The 24,876-nt window shown below is 45.9% G+C and carries 20 protein-coding genes; 5 read left to right on the top strand and 15 right to left on the bottom strand.

Going from position 1 to position 24,876, the window contains the following annotated elements:
- Positions 1–2 precede the first annotated feature (2 nt).
- Positions 3–3,659 carry a caspase family protein gene (locus ACRBG0_RS22055; protein ID WP_431489011.1) on the bottom strand — a complete coding sequence of 1,219 codons (3,657 nt, stop codon included), beginning with the start codon at positions 3,657–3,659 and terminating at the stop codon, positions 3–5.
- Between the two features lie 30 nt (positions 3,660–3,689).
- Positions 3,690–5,684 (bottom strand): caspase family protein, encoded by a 1,995-nt coding sequence (locus ACRBG0_RS22060; protein WP_431489012.1) that lies wholly within the window; start codon positions 5,682–5,684, stop codon positions 3,690–3,692.
- 240 nt (positions 5,685–5,924) lie between these two features.
- Here ACRBG0_RS22060 and ACRBG0_RS22065 point away from each other — a divergent pair, with 240 nt between their 5' ends.
- A complete protein-coding gene (locus tag ACRBG0_RS22065) occupies positions 5,925–7,352 on the top strand; it encodes a hypothetical protein (protein WP_431489013.1) in 1,428 nt (475 codons plus the stop codon).
- Between the two features lie 545 nt (positions 7,353–7,897).
- Here the strand turns inward: ACRBG0_RS22065 and ACRBG0_RS22070 are convergent.
- The 6 genes from ACRBG0_RS22070 to ACRBG0_RS22095 all read right to left on the bottom strand — a co-directional run bounded on the left by ACRBG0_RS22070 (position 7,898) and on the right by ACRBG0_RS22095 (position 14,561).
- Positions 7,898–8,725, bottom strand: coding sequence for a M15 family metallopeptidase (locus ACRBG0_RS22070; RefSeq protein WP_431489014.1), 828 nt, complete (start codon positions 8,723–8,725; stop codon positions 7,898–7,900).
- Between the two features lie 83 nt (positions 8,726–8,808).
- On the bottom strand, positions 8,809–10,458 hold the full coding sequence (locus ACRBG0_RS22075; protein WP_431489015.1) for a T9SS type A sorting domain-containing protein: 1,650 nt from the start codon (positions 10,456–10,458) through the stop codon (positions 8,809–8,811).
- 160 nt (positions 10,459–10,618) lie between these two features.
- On the bottom strand, positions 10,619–11,488 hold the full coding sequence (locus ACRBG0_RS22080) for an ATP-binding cassette domain-containing protein (protein WP_431489016.1): 870 nt from the start codon (positions 11,486–11,488) through the stop codon (positions 10,619–10,621).
- Entirely contained in the window at positions 11,485–12,159 is a 675-nt protein-coding gene (gene modB, locus ACRBG0_RS22085; RefSeq protein ID WP_431489017.1) for a molybdate ABC transporter permease subunit, read from the bottom strand. The genes ACRBG0_RS22080 and modB overlap by 4 nt, the downstream gene beginning before the upstream one ends.
- The gene (gene modA / locus ACRBG0_RS22090) at positions 12,156–12,947 is read right to left on the bottom strand and encodes a molybdate ABC transporter substrate-binding protein (RefSeq protein WP_431489018.1); all 792 of its coding nucleotides are present in this window, start codon (positions 12,945–12,947) and stop codon (positions 12,156–12,158) included. The genes modB and modA overlap by 4 nt, the downstream gene beginning before the upstream one ends.
- 192 nt (positions 12,948–13,139) lie before the next feature.
- Positions 13,140–14,561 carry a TonB-dependent receptor gene (locus ACRBG0_RS22095; protein WP_431489019.1) on the bottom strand — a complete coding sequence of 474 codons (1,422 nt, stop codon included), beginning with the start codon at positions 14,559–14,561 and terminating at the stop codon, positions 13,140–13,142.
- Between the two features lie 241 nt (positions 14,562–14,802).
- Between ACRBG0_RS22095 and ACRBG0_RS22100 the strand changes: the two genes are divergently transcribed.
- Positions 14,803–15,174 carry a SnoaL-like domain-containing protein gene (locus ACRBG0_RS22100; RefSeq protein WP_431489020.1) on the top strand — a complete coding sequence of 124 codons (372 nt, stop codon included), beginning with the start codon at positions 14,803–14,805 and terminating at the stop codon, positions 15,172–15,174.
- Positions 15,175–15,276: 102 nt separating this feature from the next.
- Here ACRBG0_RS22100 and ACRBG0_RS22105 read toward each other — a convergent pair whose 3' ends face one another.
- Both ACRBG0_RS22105 and ACRBG0_RS22110 read right to left on the bottom strand, forming a co-directional pair.
- Positions 15,277–15,909: an HD domain-containing protein gene (locus ACRBG0_RS22105; protein ID WP_431489021.1), complete on the bottom strand. Its 633-nt coding sequence runs from the start codon at positions 15,907–15,909 to the stop codon at positions 15,277–15,279.
- Between the two features lie 21 nt (positions 15,910–15,930).
- Positions 15,931–16,389: an Lrp/AsnC family transcriptional regulator gene (locus ACRBG0_RS22110; RefSeq protein WP_020537489.1), complete on the bottom strand. Its 459-nt coding sequence runs from the start codon at positions 16,387–16,389 to the stop codon at positions 15,931–15,933.
- A 150-nt stretch (positions 16,390–16,539) separates the two neighbouring features.
- Here ACRBG0_RS22110 and ACRBG0_RS22115 point away from each other — a divergent pair, with 150 nt between their 5' ends.
- Positions 16,540–17,097 carry a MarC family protein gene (locus ACRBG0_RS22115; protein WP_431489022.1) on the top strand — a complete coding sequence of 186 codons (558 nt, stop codon included), beginning with the start codon at positions 16,540–16,542 and terminating at the stop codon, positions 17,095–17,097.
- Here the strand turns inward: ACRBG0_RS22115 and ACRBG0_RS22120 are convergent.
- The 5 genes from ACRBG0_RS22120 to ACRBG0_RS22140 form a co-directional block, all read right to left on the bottom strand.
- The gene (locus ACRBG0_RS22120; RefSeq protein WP_431489023.1) at positions 17,094–18,842 is read right to left on the bottom strand and encodes a M23 family metallopeptidase; all 1,749 of its coding nucleotides are present in this window, start codon (positions 18,840–18,842) and stop codon (positions 17,094–17,096) included. The two genes, ACRBG0_RS22115 and ACRBG0_RS22120, sit on opposite strands and share 4 nt — an antisense overlap.
- 145 nt (positions 18,843–18,987) lie before the next feature.
- Positions 18,988–19,848 (bottom strand): OmpA/MotB family protein, encoded by an 861-nt coding sequence (locus ACRBG0_RS22125; RefSeq protein WP_431489024.1) that lies wholly within the window; start codon positions 19,846–19,848, stop codon positions 18,988–18,990.
- 86 nt (positions 19,849–19,934) lie between these two features.
- Entirely contained in the window at positions 19,935–20,144 is a 210-nt protein-coding gene (locus ACRBG0_RS22130; RefSeq protein ID WP_020537493.1) for a copper-binding protein, read from the bottom strand.
- Positions 20,145–21,434 carry a serine hydrolase gene (locus tag ACRBG0_RS22135; RefSeq protein WP_431489025.1) on the bottom strand — a complete coding sequence of 430 codons (1,290 nt, stop codon included), beginning with the start codon at positions 21,432–21,434 and terminating at the stop codon, positions 20,145–20,147.
- A gap of 63 nt (positions 21,435–21,497) precedes the next feature.
- Positions 21,498–22,688: a M50 family metallopeptidase gene (locus tag ACRBG0_RS22140; RefSeq protein WP_431489026.1), complete on the bottom strand. Its 1,191-nt coding sequence runs from the start codon at positions 22,686–22,688 to the stop codon at positions 21,498–21,500.
- 210 nt (positions 22,689–22,898) lie between these two features.
- Between ACRBG0_RS22140 and ACRBG0_RS22145 the strand changes: the two genes are divergently transcribed.
- A complete protein-coding gene (locus tag ACRBG0_RS22145) occupies positions 22,899–23,297 on the top strand; it encodes a diacylglycerol kinase family protein (RefSeq protein ID WP_431489027.1) in 399 nt (132 codons plus the stop codon).
- 121 nt (positions 23,298–23,418) lie between these two features.
- A complete protein-coding gene (locus ACRBG0_RS22150) occupies positions 23,419–24,870 on the top strand; it encodes a DUF5723 family protein (RefSeq protein ID WP_431489028.1) in 1,452 nt (483 codons plus the stop codon).
- Positions 24,871–24,876: the final 6 nt, after the last annotated feature.

The following is a 24,876-nucleotide window of genomic DNA, read 5'->3' on the forward strand; positions in this document are numbered from 1 at the left end:
GGTTAGTAGCCAATGCCATACCTTAGCCTATCTGCTTTACTCAGGCGGTAAACACCTTGCGCGTTGGCCCACTCGGAAATCGCTTTTGTACTAAGGGTATAGATCTCCAGGTCTACAGGTCCATCGTATGCAGCTCCGAATTCCTCTTCCGAATCCCAGGGAAACAAGTAGATGAAGTTTCCGTCTGGCGAAAAGTCGGCTCTGCCTCCTTTAGGGATAGAAAAATAATTATTGCCATTCCAATCCCATAGTTTTACTTCCTCACTGGAACAAGTGAGAATAGATTCTCCGTCTGGAGAAATAGCGATAGAGAGGATTGGGCGCATGTGTCCTAACAGTTCCACCGACCGCCTTTGGCTCTGAAGCTCTGTGACGGTAATGCTCCGGCGTGCTTCAGGAGTGGTGAATTGATGCTTGTCTTTGTCTACTTGAGAATAAACCTGATTAAATTCTCTTAATGCATCCTGCATGGAAAAGGAACGGTATCCGCTCAGTTGGATGGCGGGGTATCCTTCCTGAGTTACAGAAGAATTGTTGGGGCTCATTTTTGCGCGCCCAGTTCCTCGTTTCTTCCAGGTTTGATCAAATACCCATACACCGATAAGTTCTGAGCCATCGTCTTCGAGTACAAGAGTTTCGCCATCTGGGGAATAATACATTTTTGCGATCGATCGATTTTCCCCTATGGTTGGAATATTGTAAGCGTTGAGATTCCATTCGTAGTAACGGTCATCGTAGGTTTGGGCGAATATTTTCTTTCCTCTTTCCGCAAAGTAGGCTTGCCGTACGGCGTTTGGGGCAAAAAGTTGGTGGATTGGCTCATTGATATCCAGAGGACTGCAAAGGTCTAGTCGGTTCTGTTCGGGAATAATGATATAATCTTCTGTCGGACTAAATGATGGAGTAGCAAATAGCGTTTCTACTTCTAGAAACTTCCGTGATGACCAAGATTGACTTTGAAACGAAGCTAGTTCTAAATAATAGTCGCCGTTGTGCTCATGGCGAGCTTCAAAATAATAATTCTTCTGAGGAGAATAACAGGTTTGATTTCTAAAACCCATCCGGTATTCATCTTCAGGTACCTCAGGGAGTTGATCGGAAGACCGTAGCGATTCTGTCGCCCATTTGTTCAGTATAAAGGGCATGTCTGCTTTGCTGACGCGTTTATAGAATAGCCCTGTTTTGTGATCAATAATGGTGTTGTAAAAGGCACTTAGTAGGGCTCCCTTTGCGAGGTTGTTTTCGGGGGCTAAAGATAGTGCTGTTTCAGCTAAACGAAAAGCAACAGTGGGGTCAGTAAGTCTCGCCATCGCTGACTGGCTGGCCAGATTGTTGGAAATTGCGAGCACGGTAGCACTTTGGGCTCTGCTTCGCTGTGTCTGGGCAACTTTGGCGCTGTCGAGCACTTCTTGAGCACGATCTTTGGCCAATTGCTCGTTTTCTTGAGCTACAATCCGCTGGTTATTAGCAAGCAGAGATAAGCTAGCCAGCCCAATGATGACGCCAAAGGCTATGCTCCAGTTGATTCGAGTGCGTGCTTTCCGCCTTTTGATACTCGCGCCTACAAAAGTTTCCTCTCGGGCGTTGAATCCGTGATCTTTGCTGTTTAGTTCTGCTTGCAGTAACTCTAACCTGGGATTACTGTTCCATAACAGGTTTTTAGCTTTTTTAGGTTGTGTTTTTAATAGGTTATTGTAATCGTTTACGGCTTGACTTAGCTTGTACTGAAGCGTTATTTTTTCTTCTCCAATGGTTTTGATCCATTCCCATAAGCGGGCCCAAGCCCGGACAAGGGCATCATGGGCCGGTTCGATGTAGGGCTTGCCCTGCGGGTCTGTTCCTTTGGATAATAAACGCGCATCGACCAAACGATTGGCAATTGTGGTCAGTCGCTGGCTTTCTTTCGCGTTGCTAAACTGCAATTCTTCCGTGTACACCCGTTTACCTGCCAGTTCACCGCCTTCGAGTGAGACCATTCGCAGCATGAGTTTGCGCATACTGCTCTGCTCATCGGGGGTCAGAGCCTTGTATTCGGCATCGGCGCGGGTGCGGAGGGCGCCGATTACACCACCCAGTTTTTGATAATCTTCTTCTGCCAGGGAACGATCCTGACGGCCACTCTTTAGGTAAGCATGGTACAATTCACTAAGGGTAAACGAGAGTAAAGGCAAGGCTCCTGGAGCCTGACTCACTTCTTCGCTTAGCTGTTCGACCAAGTCTTCTGGTTCGTAAAAAAGCACGGCCTGGGCGGCAGGTCTGGTAATCACTTCCCGTATTTCATCCAGGCTAAAGGAAGGCACCACATAACGCCCTTTGGCCCACCATGGAGCCAATGCTTCACTCTCAAACTGTGGTTCGAAATCTGCGCGGATACTTAGGATGATATCCAGTTCAGGGTACTGCTCTAACCACTGAGCTATTTGTTGTTCAAAGGCCAGTCGCTCCTCCTGGTTCAGGCATTGGGTGATCAGTTCTTCGTATTGGTCGATAACCAAAAGGGGAGCGCCATTCTTGAGTTGTTTTTCAATATCCGGCAGCTCGGTGGCAATCGTCTGCATAGGTTCCTTTCCGGGGCGGATAATTGGTAGTACCGTACGCCCTGCTTTACGCAATTGAGGTAATACACCTGCTTTGATGACCGAGCTTTTGCCGGTGCCGGAAGCACCACTGACGACGGTCAAGGAATTTGCTTTCACCTTTTCAAGGAGTACTTCCACGACGCGGTCGCGGCCAAAAAAGAGGCTGGCATCTTCTTCACTGTAGGAAGATAGGCCCATGAATGGATTGCGATCCGGCGTAGGCGGCAGATTGAAACGGTGGTTAGGGTGGAGGAAAATAAACTCTCCTTTATCGTGCCGTTTGAGGTTGAAAATAGAAGGACTTTGCCGCTTGGCGTTTTCCGTTGTTTGCGTTTCCACGGCGTCACGCAAGTAAGAATATAGTTCGGTAGCGGTCATTACCCCATCGCCTTTACCTGCGGGAATAACATCACCAGCGCCACCTAGCGCTTCCAACAAAGAGGCTGCAAAAGGGGAGTGCTGGCCGCCGCCTTCTTCGCGTAGTCCTAGACTCTGATTCGTAATAATATCCACCGCCTTTTGATCATGCGCCGAGGAAGTGATCACCTGCCAAGCCGGATCTTTGCAATAGCGCCAGAATCGTTCTTCGTAGATGACTTTGGGTAAATCAAAGATCACATCCCTAAAGCCAGAGGACCACTTAAAGGCACCGGAGAAACAGCAATCCAGGATGAGCAGTCCGTGCCGACAAGGCAAAGTAGTGAGGGCATCATGTAGAGTTGCCATCGGGATCAGGGTTTCTTCCTGCCCTGGGCGGGTGTCGGCAGCGACGAGGTAGCCGTTGGGACCTTCTTCTCCGTCGAGTGCGACGCCGTGGCCCGCGAAGTAGAAAAGTACACGATCGTCTTTACCAACTAACCTTGGGATGTCTTCAGTGAGGAGCTTGCGCAACGATTGGTGGGTAGCGTTGAGTAAGGGGGCATGTACCTTGAAGCCATGTTGCTCTGCTAGTCGCTCTGCAATTACTCGCGCATCGTTCACTGCCGTACTCAGTGGCGTGAGGTGCTGATAATCGTTGATGCCCACGATAAAAGCGTGGCTGGTAGTGAAAGGAAGTTGGATATGGGTATTGGCTGACATCTTAAATCCTTTTAAGTTAATGCAGGTTGCTTAAATGCTTGAGGTTAGTTGTATTCTCATGGTGAGCGTACACCACTCGTCACTTACGCCAATGGGTTTCCAGTTCCAGTTGGCAGCGCGATCTCCTCCAAGTCCGCTTTGGAGCAGTTGTTGGTAATCCAGTTCCTCGGTGGTTACGAAGAGTTTGAAGTATGAATCGGCGGATTTATCATCAGCGCCTAAACCCCAACCTTTGTGTTCTTTCAAAAGAGGAAGTATTACTTCTTGCAAACCAGGGTGTTCGTCTGGGCGAAAAACAAGTCCTCCTTCATACGCCGAAATGCTGTAATCACTACGCAAGTGAAAAAGGTAGCAGTACAATTGCTGCTTGGTGTTTTTAACCACAAGCTGCGGTAGGAAACCTGCAACGAGTGCATCTTGGTGTTTAATAAAATCAGTGCTGGCTGTGTCGAGCACGACGGTCTCTCCAACGATTTTTTGTTTTTTGTTTTTGTTCAGCAGTACTTCCATTTCCAAGGCCACCCGGGAGCGAATTCTCGATTTTTCGTTTGCCAGGGCGAGTGTTCGTTCCCAGCGGACTATTTTGCCCAAGCTGCTTACGATCAGTTTTGGGGCGTTATCTATTGTTCGCTCCAAAGAATACACCTGCTTTTGAGTGCGTTGGTCGGTAACGTGGTAGTATTCGTTAGCGACCTCTACTAGCAGGTCGGCTTCTTTTATTGCGCTTGTTTCCGTTACCCATTTAATACCCAGGGAGTCTTGCCATTGCTCAATAATCTCTTTTACAGCCTGTTCTTCTCCCTTTATACCGACAAGCAAAGCTGGCAAAGGGAGGTAGGTGATTTTAGCCTGGTAGAGTGCTTTGTCGTCCAGGGTCAGAGCGTCTGCTAGAGTGACTTTGCTTTTGTGAGCACCTACGGATGTGAGGTGCCCCACGCCCAGTGTTTCTCCGCCTGACCCAAAGGTTTTTATTTCTACAGTGATGGGGCTAGTGGGACGCACGGGAATACCGTGAATTGCACCACACTTGATCATCCAATGGTTTCCTTCCTTGATGAATTCGAAAAGATCAGGGGTGCCATGTGGTTTTCCATTTAGAAACTGGCGGTAAGGGTCAAATCCGCCGATGGTTTCAAACTGAGGTAGCTGTTCTTTGCGAGCCTGCTTGACGGTAGCGCGTGTGCGCATAAAAAGATCGGCGTAGTTCAATGGCCCGTTGGCAGTGGTTAGGGTTTCTATCAGGCTTCGGGTGAAAATGCCTCCTGTAGGGGTGTCGCCTGCTGTCTGGATACTTGTGCAGGCAGAAAAAAGAATGTGCTCTGATAGCGGAAGGGCCATAGGGTTTTTCTCGAAATGACCATCCAGGTAACTGCTCAGTTCCCGCAAGGCACCGGTAGCCTCGGCTTCTTCCCAGGTGTCAAAAAGCTGAAGGCTAACGGTTCTTTCTGTGATTTCGGTAAGTTCCCATTCCGAATCTCTGGTGCCTGACCCAGAGTGGCAGCAATCCAATGAAACGACAATATGCGGCGGACTAGCCTTGGTGTCATGGTTGGCCACTTCGTGCAATAAGACGGCTAATTCTTTATCCGCGAGTAAAAAATGTTCTTGCTCTGGATTTTTGGCGTAGCATACCAGGTTTTGGTCTTTGCCATTGGGTTCCAGTGTTTCTCTGAATTCCTTCGCGGTATAGCCCTCTGTTCCGTGGCCACTAAAGTGGAACCAAACGACATCTTCGGGGCCAGCGTTATGCAGATGTTCCCGGAAAGCGTTGATAATATTGGTATAAGTCGCTTCTTCGTTTTCGAGTATACAAAGGTGTAAAGGCCCCTCTTGGGTGATGGATAAATTGGAAGGGGTATGGCTGGTTTTTTTTGCTGCCTGACTTTCGATAGCAATATGTTCTCGAAGATATTGCTCTACATTGCGAATGTCATTCAAGCAACCATTTAGACGAGGAATTGGTGCAGGATAATCATTGATTCCGACCAATAGAGCAAAAATACGAGGAGTGTCAATTGTTGCCATAAGCAATTGTAAAGGGGTTGAATACAGGGTGGTTTACCTGGCTTGCGGGGCTTTGGGTAAACGAGACAAATAAAAGTAGGAATTCTAAAGAAGAAAAGAGAAAGACATTTTTCTTTAGTAATAATACTTTAAAGCATTATTATTTAGTATAATAAGTTGATAAAGAGCAGATTGTTTTAAAATAAATAAGGATAAAAAATTAAATTTACCAATGAAACCAGTTTCCCTTTCGGGTGAAAAATGTACAAAAGCAAGCTTGTTCAACATTTACGGCTCCTGAATCAGGGAGAACTTAAGCGTTTACTACAGTTTTTAAAATCGCCGATTTATAATGCGAATCCTCGGATAGTGGATCTTTACTTGTTGGTACGCAGGTGGCATCCCGATTACCGACACGCCAAATTGCAGAAAGAAAAAGTCTTCCAGCGGCTTTTTCCTGATCGTCCCTATGATCACCAAAAGTTATTGAACCTGATGTCTGCTTTTACGGCTTTACTTCGGCAATATTTACAGGTTCTACAGTTAGAAAAGGAGGAGCATATACAGCATCAATTATTGCTGCGAGCGTTAGCTGAACGCCCCTCGGCCTATCCTGTTTTTACAAAAGAGACAGAAAATGCCTACCAAGCGCTCGACGACCTCCCTTATCGGAATGCTGATTTTTACTACCAAAAATTTCAACTCAATCGTCTTTATTTTAACCACCCTGAAACCGACCAATTCAACCTCAGTAAGGTAGAATACGAAGAAGCGATGCAGCAACTGGATCGCAGTTTTCTGTTGGATAAACTCTCGTTTAGCTGTGAGGCTAAGGCACGGGAAAAACCACTGGATGAGCAATATAACATTTGGCTGTTGCCAGAAATACGGGCAGGCATTGCTGATTATCCGGTAGATAACCCGATGACTGGTGCCTATTTAGCGATGCTCGATTTACTGGAATCTGGTAATGCTGTCGCTTATTACCAACTGAAAGAGTTGTTTGAGAATAACCTCTCTTCCTTTCATCGTCAGCAGCAACAATACTTATTACAGAGTTTGATTAATTATACGATCAAACAAGGAAATAGTGGTGACGGGGATTTTGTTTTTGAAAATTTGCAACTCTATCAGTTAGGCCTTAGGCATGCGCTTCTTTTGGAGTATCAACGACTGAATGATATGACTTATATCAGCATCGTTAATGTTGCTCTACGTGCCAAAGAGGTCGCCTGGTGTCAAGAATTCATTGAAGATTATGCATCTTATCTTCCTGCTCACAACAGAAAGGATGCCAAGGCACTTGCTACGGCACTTTGGCATTATGCTAACCGTCAGCCTGAAATGGCGACCAAGCTTTTACAAGAAGTAAGTTTTCTGAATGTTTACTATCAAATTCAAGCGAGGGTATTACTTATTAAGCTTTTTGTAGAAGGAGGCCTTCGAGGTGAAGATCATACTGAGCTTATCTTGGCGCAGACTGATGCTTTTGAACGTTATCTGCGCAGAAATGACAAAGTAGGGAAAGGGCAAAAAGAAGCATTACTAAATTTTGCATTTTATATCAAGAAGATATCCAAACTGCGTCTTGAGCCTACCTTTCCTCAGCTCAAATCCGAACTGCGAAAAGAAATGGAACAACGCAATGCCCTGTACAACAAGGCTTGGTTGCTCCATCTTTTACTATAGTTGGGTTTTAGGTGCTTAAGAGATGCTAGCACAGCGTCTCTAAATTTCCGGGATGTCGGTAATGATATTTTTCTGACCGTGAAAAAGTAATTGTAGGAAATAACTGTCAAGGGAAGCTTTCTCAAAATGCATGGCAATACGGGTTTGTCAGTAAATTGGATCAATGCTCATTTCTGCAAACAACAACCAGTGCTAAGCAAGTACGCTTAACGAGAAGTAACTCAATAGCTGTTTTACGCTGGAGGTTTGCACCGGTGTCTCAACCGGAATACCAGCAATTTAAGGGGAGTAGACAGGCTTTTTCAAGCCTGTCAGGGTAAGTGGAATCTTATAAGTGGCAGGAAGTACTTTTGCTCGGATAAGTGGTAAAGCACTTTTTTGTGTATTTCAGGGGGATTAAAACTTAGTGCTACGCCAGTATTTGTACCCCCTTAAACTAAGGAAGATGTCCACCACTATAAAGGTGAGGACATCTTCCGGGTAAAATCTGGACAATTTTGACAAAAAAACTGGATAATTCTTGTACAGAGGCTATTCGCTCAAGTTTATTCTTTACACTGTTGACTAACGCCTAAAACGTATTTTTCTACGACACCAATTTCTACAGCGGTAGCTGCGCCTTCAAAACCATCAATCTGCTCATCACGCAGTGTAGTGCTCGCTAAATCTGTTAACTGCCGAGCAATGGGTTCGTAACTCCAGTGCCATTTTTCTTCGTTGTAGCCATGTGGCCGTTCAGCCCCTTTGGGGGAATACGGTTGGCAAAAACCAAATTCATGGGCATGAGAAGTCAGCCACTCATAGACTTTTAAGCCTTCTCCTTTTTCGAAATAGCTATTAGTAAGCTGGTTGATATCCATATCTGTGCCCCAGTGGTGGCGGCTAGTACCGGGCATAGAGCTCCAGCGTAGAATCGCCAGGGCGCGATCTTTGGGGACGGGATACGCCTCGGGGGCTTTTTCGCGCCCTTCCAAAAGGCGGTTGCCGTTCCATTTGGCTTCCCATATACTCTTTTGGCGATCAAAATTGCGGGTGGCAGATACGATCTCTAGCTTCACGCCTTCCTTGGCTGCGGCCGCGTGCATCTCCTGAAACGCCGCGTAGGTGTCTTTTCGTAAATAGTAGGTGCCATCACCATCCGTAAGTCCAGGGGTAACCTTGGTAAAATCAGGATGGGTGGCTGGATTGAATCTGCCTCGGAGATAATCAATATCCAGGGAAGAATCGATGGGCATCGCCATCGTTTTTTCAGAGACGGCGACGGCTTCAGGAATAGCTTCTTCCTTTGGGGCATTCTGCTGCATGTCGGTAGGAGAGCTTCCACAGGCATAACAAAAAGCAAGAAGTAAAAGAGAGAAGAGATACGTTTTCATGTTGGTTGATTTTGGGAAGTTTTTTCGTTCCGAAGGGACTGCAAAATAAGGCTTTTCAAAATAAGTTGCTTACAAGCTGATTCCTAATCTAAAACCAGGACCTTGCCGGAATAACGGCCATCTTGATTGGACAACTCAATAAAGTAGATCCCTTGATTGAACACTGGCAACTGAAGGCCTGCCTGTAGCATATCGGCATCTGTCTTCCTGTGCATCACCAGCGTTCCTCTACTATCGTATATCTGGAGGACGAAATCGCTTGCTCTACTAAAATCAGGCAGTTCAATATACAGTACCTCTCCTGCTGTTAGCGGATTGGGGTAAAGCTGAGCTTCTTGCTTGATGAAGAAGTCGGCGTCCACGGCCACCGTCTTACTGCTAATGTCTAGTTTGCAGATGAGCATGTCACTTTGGCTATTATAGTCACCTGTAAAATATAAGCTTTGCTCATCTGCTGATAATTGTATTTGGTTAATTTCATAGATGCCCCAACCATAAATAGGGTAATAATTAAAAACACCTTCGTCTCCAAAATCAGTGTTAAGTTGCCCGTCATTATTTAGGCAAAGCACACCAAAAGAATTAACACCTATAAAATTCTCTGAACTGAAGCCCACTAACACTTCATCACCTCGAAAAATTATGTCGACAGGATTTGACACATTAAAACCAGACGGATTTACAAGTTCGCTAAAAACACCATTGTCGGCAAAAGTACTGTCGAGGGTGCCGTCCGGCAGGAGCCTGGCAACTGTAGTATAAATTGGCATTGTAAAAGCATCAGAGGTTAACCCTGCTACGATAATTCTTCCGTCTTCATAAATGCCCAGTGCTTTTGCCCAGCCCGTTGTTGACGTAACATCGGTTGTACCAGTTTCTCCAAAAGCGACATCAACAGCTCCATTCGGCAAAAAGCGCGATACGTATATGGTGGGTTCACAAGGACCTATAGGATTTAGGAGTCCGGGATAAGGGGAATAGGTCTCAGCAGTAAGGAGGAATGCGCCATCTGGGTAGACCACTAGATCGCCCAGGATGCTGGAGGGGCAGCCATTGCGGTTTTTGTAAATGAATCCGTTATTCCCAAAACTACTATCTACACTGCCGTCTTCCAATAAGCGACCTACAAAAATGGACGTGGAATCCGGGTAGTCGTAAGAAGGACCAAAAAAGGCATTGCCAGCAACCATAATCTTACCATCCGGAAGCGGATGCAAGCGGGTGATCATCTCGTGTTGCCCAGGGAGATCAAGGAATAGTTTCCCATCCTCAGCAAAGCTGCTGTTCAACTGGCCGTCAAAGTCCGTTTTGATCAATAATGCAGAAAAACCAGCTTCTCCGGCTTGCTCAGCGCTGCCCCCCATCAGCATTTGATCGGAGCCATAGCGAACAGCGGTGAGGCAGGAATCGCGTTGGAAACCTAAATCCAATTGTATTCTACCATCGGGGCTAAAATCTTGGTCGTATTGACCATTAGCGAGCAAGCGAGTGAACGCAAAATCACTGTCCTCCTCGCTGGCCGTGTGCCCTGCCATGATGATTTTGCCGTCCTCTAAAAAGAGCATTGAATAGGCCTTGTCCTTTCTGTCGGAAAAATCGCTGGCGGTTATTCCATAAATATTCTGACTTGACGAAAAAGAATAAAGTTCGCCAAAAGTGGAATCAACAACCTGTGCGTGGCCAGGTGAAAAAAGGGAGATGGACAAAATAAGGAATAGGTAAATAGGTCTCATGGTTGTTGTTTATTAGGTGTAATGAAGTGGGGTGTTTAGAGCATGTTTGGGAACTTGTTCCTACGGCGAAACAAGCTTTTAGAGCGCGTTGAGTACAAGTAAAATTACTCAACCATTAGAGCTTGTTTACGGTTTTGTCTCTTTACTTGTTTCACAAGCCCTAGGAGCGAGTGAATTTTATTTTTGCAGCCTCTATATTCAAGGTGACTTCCTCGCCAATACGATAAGTAACGTGTCTATCACCGGCTGGTATTCTCCAAACATTATCACCATTTTCAATCGTCAGCCAAGTGCCACCAGCGGTATATTCTTTTTTTACTAAAGTTCCTTTTAGGGTAATCAACTGTTGTGGAGCGATATCGTGAAAAACATCTTCCACTTTCCCTTGCTTGACTACTTTTCCTGAGTCCAACACCACAACCCAATCCGCCATTTTTTCTATCTCCTCTTGATTATGGCTGATCAGTATCGTCGTCAGACCATAGGTTTGGTGTACGCGGAGTAAATATTGCTGCAATTTTTCGCGCATTTCCTGATCCAAGGCAGATAAAGGCTCATCTAGTAGTAGCAATTCCGGGCGTTGTACGAGTGCGCGTGCCAAGGCTACCCGTTGCTGTTGCCCTCCTGATAGTTTTAGTGGTCGTTGGTGTTGCAGATCACCCAATTCACTGAGTTCGATAAGTTCTTCTACCGTCTCAGGCGATTGCCCTTTGCTTAGCGCAAAGAGCAAGTTTTTTCTCACCGTCATGTTTGGAAAAAGCGCATAATCTTGAAAGACAAGCCCAACTTTTCGTTTTTGAGGGGATAGTAGAATGCCTTTTTGAGTATCTATCCAGGTTTTGTTATTAACGATAATCTTCGCTTCGTCGGGGGAAAACAATCCGGCCAGGATTCTTAAAAGCGATGTCTTGCCGGCACCAGATTTGCCATATAGGCCAATAAGTTGATGGGGTGGTAACTGAAGGTCTACATCTAGCAACATGTTCCCTGCGGCAGCATTGAGCGTTTTCTTTACCTGTATTTGGGTCATAGCCAGGAGCGTTTAAAGTGACCGCCATTGAAGAGGTATACCAGTAGGAGAATGATGAAAGTAGTAATAAAAAGCACGATAGAGTAGCTGTTGGCTGCTGTGTAGTTCATGGATTCTACCTCGTCGTATACAGCAATGGCAGCTACTTTTGTTTCTCCGGGAATATTGCCACCAATCATCAGTACTACGCCGAATTCCCCGATTGTATGGGCAAAAGCCAGTACGATGCCAGTAAGTAATGAAGGTTTTATATTGGGTAATAGCACCCGCCGAAGAGTTGTCCATCGTGATTTCCCCAATACGTAAGCAGCCTCTTTCAAGGAGGGCGATAAATTACTGAGTCCAGATTGGATGGGGTGTACCATAAAAGGCAAACTGTATAGCATCGACGCCAACACTAGTCCTTCAAAGGAAAATACCAGCCGTAAGCCCAGGTGTTTATCTATCCAGCCGCCAAAGCCATTGGCAGGACTAAAGGCTACCAATAAATAAAAACCAAGCACCGTTGGCGGTAATACCAATGGCATACTCACCAATGCTTCTATGATTGGCTTGATACGATTTCTCGAATAAGCCAGCCAGTAGGCCAGCGGGATAGACACCACCAAAAGTAGGAAAGTGGTAATCAATGCTAGCCTAAATGTAAGTAATAGTGGTGTCCAGTCAATCATTGCAGCTGCATATTATCAGGTACCAAATAACCATACTTTGCCATAATAGCTTTTGCTTCTGCGGTAAACAAGAAATCAGCAAATTGCCGTGCTTGCTTTACTTTTTCTTCGTCCCCCATTAGTACAACTACGCCTTGTGCTATCGGTTCGTAACTCTCATTAGGCAATGTCAGCCATCGACCTTTGTTCGTCACTATAGGAGCTTCAACGACAGATCGTGCGGTAAACCCAATTTCAGCAGCTTGTGATATGATAAACTGATTTGTCTGAGCGATACTCTCTCCAAATACCAACTTTGGTTGTACGGCGTCTGTGAGTTGGTAATAAGCAAGGACTTGTGCGGCCGCCATTCCATAGGGTGCTGTTTTGGGGTTGGCCATGGCAATATGGCGAACTTCTTCTTTGGTAAGTGCCATCGTAGAAGGATCTAATGCTGCTTTTTGGGTCCAAAGAACCAGTTGCCCATAAGCATAAACGCGTACCGGGCCATCCGTCAATTGTGCATCGACCAAAGCTTGTGGGTATTTCAAATCAGCAGATACAAATACATCAAAAGGTGCTCCTTCCGTTATTTGGGCGGTTAATTTCCCTGAGGAACTGATGATGCTTTCGCATGCAATATCCGTAGTTGCTGTAAATGCTTGGGTTAGAGCTTCCATTGCAAACTGCATATTTGCAGCGGTGGCAATGTGCAGTTTCTCCCTTGGTTTGCTTCCACAACTGGCAAGCAATACCAGGGTTAGTAAAATCAATAACTTTTCTGAAAGAAAAAGTTGTTTGCGCTTCATCTTACAAAAGTAAGGCTTGTTGGGCAAACTACATTTGGTATGAAAATGAAATGTAGGTAAGTACCAGTCGTGAATTCCTATGCCCTAGTTATACCCGGCACTAAGTGGAAATGTCCCAAACCATTTAGTAACGGGGATATAGGCTTAGGGGTTAGCAAAAGGACGCGAAGCTGCCTATGCCTAAATACACTCTTAATACTCAAACTCCAAGGTCTCCGTAGGATAACCGAATAGACATTTTTCTTTGATGATCGCCGCTACTTTAGCAGGCACCATGTTTTCCCAACCAGAAGCACCTTCTCTGATCTTTTTGAGAATATCTTTCGAGAAAATGTGCAGATGTTCAGCATGGAAACCTTTAACATCCACGATTTGCTGATTGTCAAGCAAGTGGCGGTACAAAAACTTAAGGCCTTCGGGGACAGGGAGAGTCTCTGCGGTCATTAGTTCGGCATTGCCTTCCTGCATATATGGGTAAACGTAGATACGAACGTTTCGCGCGAATAACTCCCCAAAAGCAGCCAGTAGACGCGTCTCCATATTTTGGTAGTACTGGTTGTTGAGCATATCTAGCAAAGGCCTTACTCCGAGCACCAACCCCAGTTGCTTTACTTTGTAATCGGCAAGGTAACTGACCAGCTTCTGGTGTTCCTCACAGTCAGATATAATAACGGTTTGCCCCAATGCACATAGTAATTCTGCCCGGTCCAGGAAATCTTTTTCATCCAGCTCACCATCTTCTGCTCTAAGGTTGTCAAGGGTGATCTCCGTCATTAAAAAGGTCCGGCTAGCCTCTACTTTGGGGTGGTTTCTAAACTGCTGGTTAGAGGTTTTGATCATGTCGAGGTTGACCAAAGTAGGAGGTCTGTAACTGCCTCTTACGACCAACACATCTTTTTTGTATAAAAACTCTGAGGCATGGATACTCTGGCCATCAGGGTTGAAAATAGCCACCTCCGTTAGGCCATGCCTCACGAGCCATAGGCAGATAAGGCGATTGTCGATATGATCGAATTCCGGGCCGGTCAAGCGAACCATATCAATTTTTATCCGGCCTTCCAGGCCGTCCAGCAGCGATTGAAGCATCTCCTCGGGCTGCTCGTAATAATTAAAACAAGCATAAATCAGATTAACCCCCAATACACCAATGGCTTGCTGCTGTAATTGATTGTCATTGTCGAGCATTCGCACGTGCAGAATCAGCTCGTTAGGCTCTTGGTCTGGTTTTAGCTGAAAACGCAAACCTAACCAACCATCGCCTTTGATGGTACGAGAGTAATTGATCGCTGCTACAGTATCCGCAAAAACGAAAAAATTAGTACCGGGCCGTTCATGTGTTAATCGAGTACTGATCAGATCGTATTCATGATCGAGCATCTTGTAAAGTCGCGATTGACAAACATACCGCCCCGTAGGCTCGGTGCCGTATATATGGTCGGAGTAAATTTTATCGTATGCCGACATCGTTTTTGCAATCGTGCCAGCGGCGGCTCCCACCTGAAAAAAATAGCGGGCAACCTCTTGTCCTGCACCAATTTCAGCAAAGGTGCCGTAAACGGAGTCGTCAAGGTTAATTTCTAAGGCTTTCTGTTCGGTTTCCAGCTTCTGCCGCATGGGGTACTTTCTTTTGCCCTAAAGATACAGGGATTAAAGGAATTTTATTGAACCACCAAGTGGTCGAAATAGATGATGTGATAATCTTTTTGGAAACGAAGCGTAATCAGGTGATTTTTATTTAAACAAATAATTGTATTTATTCTTCAATAAAAACAATTTGACTATATTTGTTCGCCGACTTAATAATCATCTGATTTGTAAGCTTGGTTAAAGTCAAGCTAAACTAAAACCATGTTTTATGACCACTCAAGAAATCGCCCAACGGCTTGTTATCTTATGCCGCCAAGGTCAAAGCGACCAAGCGTACAAAGAATTGTTTGCTGACGATGCTGTAGGCTTGGAGCCAGCGGGCTTCCCTAATGCGGAAGTAAAAGGACTTGATAATCTGTTGATAAAGTCTCAACAATTTCAAGAAATGACCGAAGAATTCCACAGCCTGGAGGTTTCTGACCCCATTGTAGCCGGTGATCACTTCTCTGTTGTGATGACGCTCGATGCTACTATGAAAGGAAGACCTCGTGCAACGATCTCGGAAATCATCGTTTATGAAGTCACTGATGGAAAAATTACCCAAGAGCAATTTTTCTACAAAATGCCAACGCCTGCTTAAAAGTAGCCTGCTTGGCTACTGCTAAAATACGTTTTGTGTAAATTGATTCCATGCAACCCTTTTTCTGGCCGACGGAGAAGGGTTGCTTTGTTTACGAACTCCCTAGAGCCCTAATTCTTGACGTAAGTTTTCTTTGGCGGGCTTTTCCAATAGTTCATACATTACCTCCGTTCGATAGAGCCTGGGAGCATCCAAAAAGTAGCGCAAAACCTTCTTCCGGCCACGGCGATACAAAAAGCCCGGCACATGCTGGTATTCCTGTCTTACAGCTGCCGCGTATTGTTTGTATTCCTGGGCTGGTGCTCCCAATATCGCCAAGTCGAAATCCAGAAAAAAAGCTAAATCTCCAGTGGCTTCCACATTCAAGTGTTGAGAAGTAGCACGGATGTAGGCAGCTACTTCGGTTATTTTTGCAGGCGTTAATCCAATCTCAGTAAGGCGATTTTCGGCCAAGAGGGCACTTTGTTCCTCATTGTCTCGGCGACGAGCTTGGTAGATGATATCATGGTACCAGATAGCCCAATAGACAATTTCTGGATCGGCCAGCAGTGCTTGATACCTATCCGCCCAGTGGAACAATACCGTTAGGTGATCCAAATTGTGATACGCGCGTTTGGGCTTGCCGTAGTGTTGGACGATTTCGTTCCACCATAGGGCTTCTTGCTTGGAAGAGACACGGTAGGGGTGTATATCCTTTTGGAAACGCAGCTGTAAATCAGTCGTTTGATTGTTCATGTCATTGGTTACTTGTTTTCCTTAAATTGGTACAGTACGATTAAACGCCGTCTCAAAAGCAATGGTCGTATTGGTTCCTTCGACCCCGGAAATGGTAAGGATTTGTTCGTAAATGATATCGCGTAAGTGACGATTGTCAGTGGCGTAAATTTTTACCATAAGGGCATATCGACCGGCAATGTTTACACATTCGACTATTTCTGGAATTTTGGCCAGCTCGTCTTCTACGGCACGGTGCAGCTTGGCTTCTTCCAACATGATTTGGGTATAAGCCGACGTTTGGTAGCCCAGGCCCCAGGCATCTAGTCGATAAACGGCCTGTTTTAACACCCCGCTATCACGCAGTTTTTTTACGCGTTGATGCACAAGTGTATTGGATACATGCAGCTTTTTGGCTAGTTGCACGTAAGGAATTCGAGCATCTTGTGTCAATTCATGCAATATCCTACGGTCGATGGGGTCAAGTTGATTATCCAGCATAGGTCTATAATTATGATAGTGTTGTGTTTGACACAAAAATAAGCTATTTAAAGTCTAAGTGACCAAAAATGATATTTCAGGAAGTTATTTTTCCTTTCCAGGCGTTATTTGTGTCAGTAATAACATTGATAATCCTTTAATCTTAAAACAATGGCAGCTGTATTGTCTGTGAGTCTGATCCTTTTTTCGGTCATTGACATCATCGGTTCTTTACCTATTATCATGAACATGAAACGCGAAGGCGTTAAAATTAATGCTTCTGTGGCGACGTCTACAGCAGGCATTATCATGTTGAGTTTTTTATTTTTCGGAAGTGCTATACTGGGCTTATTTGGTTTGGAGGTCGCTTCTTTTGCCCTGGCGGGCGCACTCATCATCTTTTTCATCGGCCTGGAAATGGTACTGGGCATTCGGTTCTTCCGTGATCATCATGAGGATGGAGGGTCTGGCAGCGTTGTGCCAATAGCTTTTCCATTGGTTGCAGGCGCGGGTACACTTACCACCATCTTGTCACTCAAGGCAGAGTTTGACAGTACGGCCATCTTGGCGGGTATTGTCATCAACTTGTTGATCGTATTTGTGATTTTGCGCAGCTCGGATTGGCTAGCAAAACGTATCTCCGATCAGGTGACGGCTACTTTGCGCAAAGTATTCGGTATTCTCCTCATTGCCATTGCCATTCAAATGGTAAGGCAGAATTTGATTTAATTCTTAAAACTTCGTTCTACCACCGTTTCATTTCCACGATCATCCACTACACGTAGTACCAATTGGTGATCACCACTGGGGATGCGCCCATCAAAATCGTGGTAGAGGCGATTTTTTCGACCATCATACTCCATTAAAATCCATTGCCCGTCGACTTCCGCTCTAAACCGGAGGTCGCGGGCTTTTCCTGCTGTGGGGAAGTTGTCGGAAATTTTGAAGCTAAACCGTGGCCACCCCTTCATATTTTGAGAAAAACGTTCAGCAAGAACCTCCGGGGGGCTAGTGTCGGCCATAATAGTGAAGTTGCCGAAAGCTCGTACGGGCGCACGCAGGCGACCTTCAGAGGTCCATTCGCCACCGTAACTAACAGGTTCCCGACCATCATCGCATTGTGCAATAATAGCCTTGGATTTTAGGGCCTCGGGTAAACCTATCGGACGAATGTGCAGATCGAAATACCGATGCAGCGGCGTTAAAGAGGTGTGTATTCGGTGCGTCGGAGCGTAGAGCCCGCTAGAGTTTTCTTCCACTAAGTCGTAATCCAAAAAAACATCTTCATAAAAAATTCCTTCCGGGAAATGAGCCCGTAGGCGCCCGTCGTCGATCAGGTTTTCTTCGTCGTAAGGCAAGTAATAGGTGTAAACGGGATTTTGCAGAGGAACAGCATTTTCTCGCCTTTTGACTACCAATTCCAACGTCGAGGTATTATTTCGATGATCGCTGATGCGAAACTGAATTTTACTAGCCTGCCCAGGCTTGAGCTTAATGCGCCCCTGGCGTTCATCTGTTTCGTAAAAGTCCAGTTGGTTGCCCGGTAATACGAAACCACGTTGAAACCAGCTGTTGTTTTTCCGCTGTTGTTCATAATCGAGATGAGCATTGAGGTAGCGGGTCTGCTCACCTAAAAAATGATCCATTCGGTAAGCAAAATTAAGTTGGCTGTCCTGGTACATTTCTAGGCTGTAGATGCCATTCAGGTTTGGGCGGCCATTTTGCTGGTCGTAAGCTTTGATACTCAAGGCGATAATTGGCTGATCAGTGTAAAGTGTATCTACCGCCAGCACGTATTTTCCTGTGCCACGGCCTTGAACCGAGTAGTCCTTTCCTGTAAGTACGTTGCCTCGTTCACTCAACTGATAGAACCGCAGGCCACGAATTTGTGGTTGTCGGCTATCAGGTACGGTAATCCCAAAATTCATTGGATTAAGGGACCGTTCGGTCTCCGTATCCCGAATTTCAAAATGAAGATGTGGCCCAGAGACATAGCCCCGCTGGCCAATGTATCCAATCAACTCGCCTTGCCGAACAGGAAAACTATCTTGAGGCAATTCTTCGTCGAGCAGAAAGCTCTCTTGCTTGTACTGCTCCCTTCGGGTAAAGGCCATCAAATCATCCCGAAAACGATCCAGGTGTCCGTACACGGCGGTGTGCCCGCTGTTGGGGTGTTGCACGTAGAGTGCCTGCCCATAACCACTGACGGTCACGCGTATCCGGGAGATGTAACCATCAGCAATGGCGTAAACCGGGCGGCCTACTGCCCCTCGAATATCCAGCCCGGCATGGAAGTGATTGCCACGCAACTCGCCGAAAGTACCGGTAAGCTGAATGGTTCCCTGCACCGGCGCGGTAAAGTTTGGGAGGGAATCGGTTGCTGATTGAGAGAATAGTAAAAGCGCTATTGTCCAAAAACACAATTGCCGCATGGCTTGAATATTATTATTTGCCCGTTGCAGCAGCGATTTCATTTTAGTAGGTTTCGCGGACTTTAGTCCGCTATGGGAGCTGCGAAACCTTTTACAAACAGGCTGTTTATGTCCAATGTGAAAATTGCTGCCGTTATAGAAACGCCAAAATTAATAAAAGCTATTATACATTATGCTTAAAGTAGGGCTATTCCACTATCCTTCTCACTTCCCGCTCTAAATCAGATTCCCTGGGGGCGATAATGAGTTCGACACGGCGATTTCGCTGCCGGCCTTCGGTGGTTTCGTTGCTTCCCAAGGGTTCATATTCACTTTTGCTGGCAGCTATTATCCGATTGGGGCCAATGTCTCCACTAGCGGTTAGGCCTTTCAGAACACTTACTGCCCGGAGAGCGCTGTATTGCCAATTGTCGAGACTTTCGCGGGGAACGGGCACGTTGTCCGTATGCCCGATAACCTGGATGAGCATTTCTGGATATTTAACAACAATAGCTGCAATCCGATTAAGGGTTTCCTCACCGGTAGAGGTAAGGGAACTGGTACTGCCCCGGCGAAAGAGGTTATCTTCATTAATTGCCAACACCAATTGCCCATTGCGAGGTAGAATCTCCCAGCCTTCGGTGATCTCTTGCGCTGAAAAGACGCCAGGGATGGCCTCGCTCAATGCAACAAGTCGCTCTTGCCGGGTGCGAAGAATACGGTTGACAGCATCAATTTTTGCCTGGCGTTCGGCAATAAGTTCATCCTTTTGGCGCAAGCGGTTATTGAGTTCTTGCTGTGTAGAAGAGGCATTGCTGCCTAAGTTGTCAATTTCTAGCTGCAGGATATCCAGGCGATCTTGCAACTTATCCTGCGTAACACTCAGAGCATAGTTAGCGCCTCGCTCAAAAGAGAGGCTATCTTTGAGTTGTGTAATTTTGGTTGTGTTTACCCTTTGTAGGGAATCAGCCGTTTGTTGATAATGCTGTTCGCTGGCTTGAAATTTCTTTTTGCTTACGCAACTAGACAGGACTACTCCGAGGAATAGCAGGTACATGTATTTTTTCATCGTAGGGAAATTTGGAAAACCACAAAGACGGCTCAACTTATTTTTTGCGCAATACTTGAAGTACAAAAGTAGCGTAAACGTAGCATTCAAACCAAGTTCAGCAACTTAATCTGGTCTGCAAAATAGCCATGGCGTTGTTGTTTTAATTGAAAACGCACCATGTCACCCGCCTGAACGGGTTGTAACAGATTCTCCTTACGGAAATGGAACTCCTCGCGAGTGTCAGGAACCCGCAAATAACCGTAGCCTTTGTCTGCCAAATAGAAAAGAATGACCCCTTGATAAGTAGTGTTCATTTATTTTAAAACGAGCTTTTTAACCAAACCTTCTCCATTTTCGAAATTCACACTCAAAAAATAAATGCCAGAAGGGAAGTTCCCCACGTCAAGCGTGGAAGTTACAGGTAAAACCCAGGATTGCCCTTGCAAATTAGCAATTTTAAGTTGCTGGATTTGTGCTTGTGTGTTCAGCCGTAAATGATCGGTTGCAGGGTTTGGTGTTATTTCCAAATAGGTACGGTCTGCAATATCTTCTGTACTTGTGGTACAACTCAAATTGCTGATTTTCTCCCAAAGGGACACGTCAAAGTCAGAGATGGCAAGGGGCCCATCACTGGCATCATTTCCCATTCGAATAATGACCAATCCCTGCGAAGGGACGATGTAGATTTTTTGGTCATTTTTGCCCAAAGCCGCGTAAGTATCCGCCGGAGCAGTAGGAATAAGCGGCCCGGGGAAAGAGAGTTGTAAAGTCGGATACATATAACTCTCCTGCCCGTTGAGCCACCATAAATACCCGTAGGAAGGGTTCAAATCTTGTGAAGGGGTACGCATGGCATCGATATAGGCCTGGTCACCAAAGACCGTTGTCCCATTCCACTGCCCGTTGGCCGAAATCAACAAGCCGAAGCGGGCCATATCCCGAGGACGACTAAATACAACGCGATTATATCCAAGCGGTAAATAGGCGGAAACCGCGCCAATCGTATTGCCAATCCGAGAAGCAAAAAACTGATTGATACTTTGCCCGGAGGCATTGCTGATCACGGATTCCAGTAGCGTGTAAGGTGCATTGTGATACGCCCAGCGACTACCCGGCTCCGCCAGGTAAACCAAGCACTCTGGATCGGTACAATCGACATCGCCGGTTTGGTCACTGAGGCCGGTCGTCATCGTCAGTTGATGGCGAACGGTTATCCCTGCCTCCTGCTCAGGAGATAAACTGCTCCAACCGGTGCCAAGATAGTCGCTGGTCGGGTTTTCAATATCTATTAAGCCTTCTTCTTGAGCGATACCGACCAATGTAGAGGTAAGGCTTTTTCCGGCGGAAGCCCAATACCAAATACTATCTTTGGTGAAGGTGTCATAGTACCATTCGATAACCATTCGGCCATCTTTGAGGACGATAAAGGCCTTGCTGTCTCGCTCCTCCAGAAAATCATGAAGGTCTTCCAATTCTGCTTCACACCAGTTTAATTCCGCAGGGTCCTGGGTCTCCCAATTGCCGAAAGCGGGTGGGAAATATAAGTCTTGAGCGGTAAGCAAATTAGCGAGCAGAAAAAAAGATAGAAGGTATAAATAGCGCATGGTAATGTGAGTTTTTACAGGTCCGGTGCTTTGACTAGTTAAAGGTGAGTCAAGTTTAAGGTACTAAAACTTACTTTTTACCGCACGCTCCAAGTCATCTATTCTCATCGCTAATCCGTGGTGTTTGAAGCCCAATTCATTGGCGTGTTGTAAAGCGATGAGTGCTTCTTTATCGTTCCCTTTCTTTTCCTGAAAAATTCCCCAATAGTAGTTTACAGCAGCATTTTTATGGGCAAGGTCTAGTGCCCGTGCAGCTGTTAGTGCTTCCTCGCAGGCCTGCAAGCGATTAAAGTGCAAATGACAAGCAGCCATTAACGCAAGCGTATCCAGGTGATCGGCTTGCAGGTTGTTGCTCAACTGCAATTCTTCTAATGCGGGGCCATAATAGCCCTGCTCCATTAGTATTCTCCCTTTTTCGTAGCGAGGCGTAGCATTGGTGTAATCCAGATAGCTGCAATGGTCGTAGTATTTATGTGCTTGCTCTAACTGCCCCAGTTGTTGAAAAGCGTTGGCTAACCTAAGGTAGTCCTGAAATTTTAGGCGGTGATGTGCTTTGAAATCATGGTACAGGGCAATGATCGTTTCATAGTCTTCCTGCTTTTCCAGCGCTTCCCAAGAGAGCTCATAAACAGGAGCTTGGTGTTTGCCTTCCTCGCGTAGTTGCTGGCATTTATCCAGAGCTTGCTGGTATTTTTCTTGGTAGAAATCATTTTGAGCATCAAAATAAACATCAGGAAGGTTTATCGTCCGAAATAGCCGCCTCAACTGGCCTCCGTCGGAATAGGTAATCGCGCCATCGTGCATCTGTATTCCACCGTCGCTGACACCCAGGTTGACAAACAGGTCAATCAAGGCTGCTCCTGCAAAAATAGCAGCCAGGCCCAGCCAAACATCACTTACGCCTTCTTGGGTAAGCAAGAATATAGCCACGGTGGCAATAAGCGTACTCGCCAAAGGCCCTCCTAGAATAGTAATCAAATGCTGCCAAATGGCCATTTCGCCGGAATGACGACACATACCCAGCTTCCAGTCAAAAGGATTCCATTTTAGGTAAAGCTTCAACCTCCCCAAGTTCAATTGCAGTGAATTACTCAAGTCGCCGTAAGAGCCGACAAAGACTTCTACTTTTTCTCTTGTGAATAGCAAAGCGGGCAGAGCATGGCCCATTTCATGAAAGAGTGTCGTTAGAGAACGCAGCAAAACCACTAGAAGAATTCCACCGATAGCAATACCGGCTCCGGTAATTATTTCCATTTATTGTTAATATTGTACGCTAATCTTGACCTTGTTGGCCCAAGGGGCTATGGGTAGAGGGATGTTGAGGAAGCTAGAAGTAATTTGCTGTTGTTTTTCAACTTTGACAACCAGTTAAGACTGGTATAGAGAGCTAACTTGTAACGATTTTTGAACCCCTCTATGCTCTACTCATAGGGCGCGAAGCGTCCCGTACCCTTATATTAGGTTTTGGCTAAATTTAATCACTTTTTCCTCATTTTCGACAATATGTGGACCTATTTACAGCAACGGTGGCGCAGTTTTGGTTACGCTTTCAAAGGTATTGCCACTCTTTTTCGCACCCAGGCACATGCATGGCTACACTTACTAGCAGCACTGTTGGTCGTTATTGCAGGGGGCTATTTTGGTATCGAAAGATGGGAATGGGCCATTTTAACAGCCTGTATTACACTAGTCATCGCAGCCGAAGCGTTGAATACAGCAATTGAATTCCTGACAGACTTGGTTTCGCCCGAGTATCACTCCTTGGCTGGCAAAGCCAAAGATACTGCCGCAGCAGCTGTACTCCTTTGTGCCATTGGCGCAGTAGTCATGGGAATCATCGTTTTTTGGCCCTATTTTATATGAGGTAGTCTATAGCCTCGAGCACCTAAATAAATACCTGGTACTGTTTTTTTAGCAACTACACCTGTTGCGAAGTAGGATGATACACCATCCACTTTGAGATAGGTATACAACCAACTTCAACATGCGTTTACTTATCGCAGGGTTTCTTCTATTTCCTTTGTTACTAAATGCTCAATTTCAGCTTGGCTGGCGAACGGATACCTACGCGGGTATCAATAGCGCACTCGTCAATCCAGCCGCTCCCGGCAGAACGCCCTACAGTTGGGACTTGAATCTAGGAGAAGTCAGTACCTTTTTAGCTAATAACTACGGCTATCTGCGCGAGACAAGCATCACGCAATTGTTACGGAACAGGGATAAAGACTTGGACGTGTTTTTTGCCCGAGATTTGCCCTCCGATCTCAATCCGAGTGATGATGTCTTGGTGTATGATTATTTTGAAAACAACAGCTATTACGGTCAGCAACTCAACAGCATTCTCGGCCCAAGCTTCTCCGTGAGACTCGCACCACAAACAAGGATTGGGGTATTTACCCGTTGGCAAACGCTCTTTAGTGGCAAAGGCCTTGATGAAGATTTGGGCTTTTATCAATGGGACGCTATCCCCAGTCAACAAGTTTTTACATTGGATAAATTCAGAGGTGCTGCGGCCTCCTGGACAGAGGTAGGGCTCAATATTAGCCAAAGCATTTTTACCAATAATGGCGAGTTAATACTGGGACTTTCTGCCCGCCGCCTGTGGGGGCAACGTGCCGGGTATTTGATCAGTGAAGAAGATTTTAGCCTCAGCAAGCTGCCCAATACCATTGGTTTAGAAGGCACTGATTTCAGCCTAGAGGCAGGCTTCACTAGCAACGCGGCCAACGATGATGATTTTACTGATAGCCCCGGACGAGGCTGGGCGGCTGATATAGGGCTAATCTATCGGATCGATCTAGGCGATGACTTCTATCGTTGGGAATTTGGTGCGGCTGTTTTAGACATTGGTAGCTTGCTTTTTAAAGAAAGTGAACTTCACCGTTTCAATAGCGATCAATTGGCCACCACCTTGACTGATAGCTACAATAACCTCGATACAGAGCAAGGTTTTTCACAAGCCGCCGCCCAGCTCAGTGAAGATGTTTTTGGTGACAATAGCATCTCCCGGGTAAGTGACGAATTCAACTTGCGTCTACCTACCACCATCAGTTTACAAGCTACTTATGCTTTTACGGAATGGGCAAAGGTAGAAGCCAATGTACTTGCTGGTATTGCTCCTGGTGGTGCAAGCCTCACCCGCAATACCACTCTGGCACTCACCCCACGTATTGATCGGCACTGGTGGGGTATCGGTATGCCGGTTTCGCTCTATGCGATGAATGATTTACGTGTTGGCCTCGCTGCTCGCTTGGGGCCACTGTTTATCGGAACCGACCAGCTGGGAGCATTTACGAATTCCAAACAGCTCAGTGGGGGCGACTTTTATGTTGGTGTCAAATTCTTCCCGTTGGGGCTCAATCGCAACGGGAGTAAGAAAAATAAAAAACGTGGTCGCCGCCGTGGTGGTAAAGATGTGGAGTGTTATAAATTTTAGAAATTT

The sequence above is a fragment of the Lewinella sp. genome (genome assembly GCF_050633125.1).
Taxonomy (GTDB): Bacteria; Bacteroidota; Bacteroidia; order Chitinophagales; family Saprospiraceae; genus Lewinella.

Coding starts and splice junctions, on each gene's coding strand:
- ACRBG0_RS22110 (WP_020537489.1), bottom strand. CDS start 16,389: ATGCTGGATAATCAACTTGACCCCATCGACCGTAGGATATTGCATGAA.
- ACRBG0_RS22120 (WP_431489023.1), bottom strand. CDS start 18,842: ATGAAATCGCTGCTGCAACGGGCAAATAATAATATTCAAGCCATGCGG.
- ACRBG0_RS22095 (WP_431489019.1), bottom strand. CDS start 14,561: ATGCGGCAGAAGCTGGAAACCGAACAGAAAGCCTTAGAAATTAACCTT.
- ACRBG0_RS22140 (WP_431489026.1), bottom strand. CDS start 22,688: ATGGAAATAATTACCGGAGCCGGTATTGCTATCGGTGGAATTCTTCTA.
- ACRBG0_RS22135 (WP_431489025.1), bottom strand. CDS start 21,434: ATGCGCTATTTATACCTTCTATCTTTTTTTCTGCTCGCTAATTTGCTT.
- ACRBG0_RS22070 (WP_431489014.1), bottom strand. CDS start 8,725: ATGAAAACGTATCTCTTCTCTCTTTTACTTCTTGCTTTTTGTTATGCC.
- ACRBG0_RS22060 (WP_431489012.1), bottom strand. CDS start 5,684: ATGGCAACAATTGACACTCCTCGTATTTTTGCTCTATTGGTCGGAATC.
- ACRBG0_RS22055 (WP_431489011.1), bottom strand. CDS start 3,659: ATGTCAGCCAATACCCATATCCAACTTCCTTTCACTACCAGCCACGCT.
- ACRBG0_RS22080 (WP_431489016.1), bottom strand. CDS start 11,488: ATGACCCAAATACAGGTAAAGAAAACGCTCAATGCTGCCGCAGGGAAC.
- ACRBG0_RS22065 (WP_431489013.1), top strand. CDS start 5,925: ATGTACAAAAGCAAGCTTGTTCAACATTTACGGCTCCTGAATCAGGGA.
- ACRBG0_RS22075 (WP_431489015.1), bottom strand. CDS start 10,458: ATGAGACCTATTTACCTATTCCTTATTTTGTCCATCTCCCTTTTTTCA.
- ACRBG0_RS22125 (WP_431489024.1), bottom strand. CDS start 19,848: ATGAAAAAATACATGTACCTGCTATTCCTCGGAGTAGTCCTGTCTAGT.
- ACRBG0_RS22150 (WP_431489028.1), top strand. CDS start 23,419: ATGCGTTTACTTATCGCAGGGTTTCTTCTATTTCCTTTGTTACTAAAT.
- modB (WP_431489017.1), bottom strand. CDS start 12,159: ATGATTGACTGGACACCACTATTACTTACATTTAGGCTAGCATTGATT.
- ACRBG0_RS22115 (WP_431489022.1), top strand. CDS start 16,540: ATGGCAGCTGTATTGTCTGTGAGTCTGATCCTTTTTTCGGTCATTGAC.
- ACRBG0_RS22105 (WP_431489021.1), bottom strand. CDS start 15,909: ATGAACAATCAAACGACTGATTTACAGCTGCGTTTCCAAAAGGATATA.
- ACRBG0_RS22130 (WP_020537493.1), bottom strand. CDS start 20,144: ATGAACACTACTTATCAAGGGGTCATTCTTTTCTATTTGGCAGACAAA.
- ACRBG0_RS22100 (WP_431489020.1), top strand. CDS start 14,803: ATGACCACTCAAGAAATCGCCCAACGGCTTGTTATCTTATGCCGCCAA.
- modA (WP_431489018.1), bottom strand. CDS start 12,947: ATGAAGCGCAAACAACTTTTTCTTTCAGAAAAGTTATTGATTTTACTA.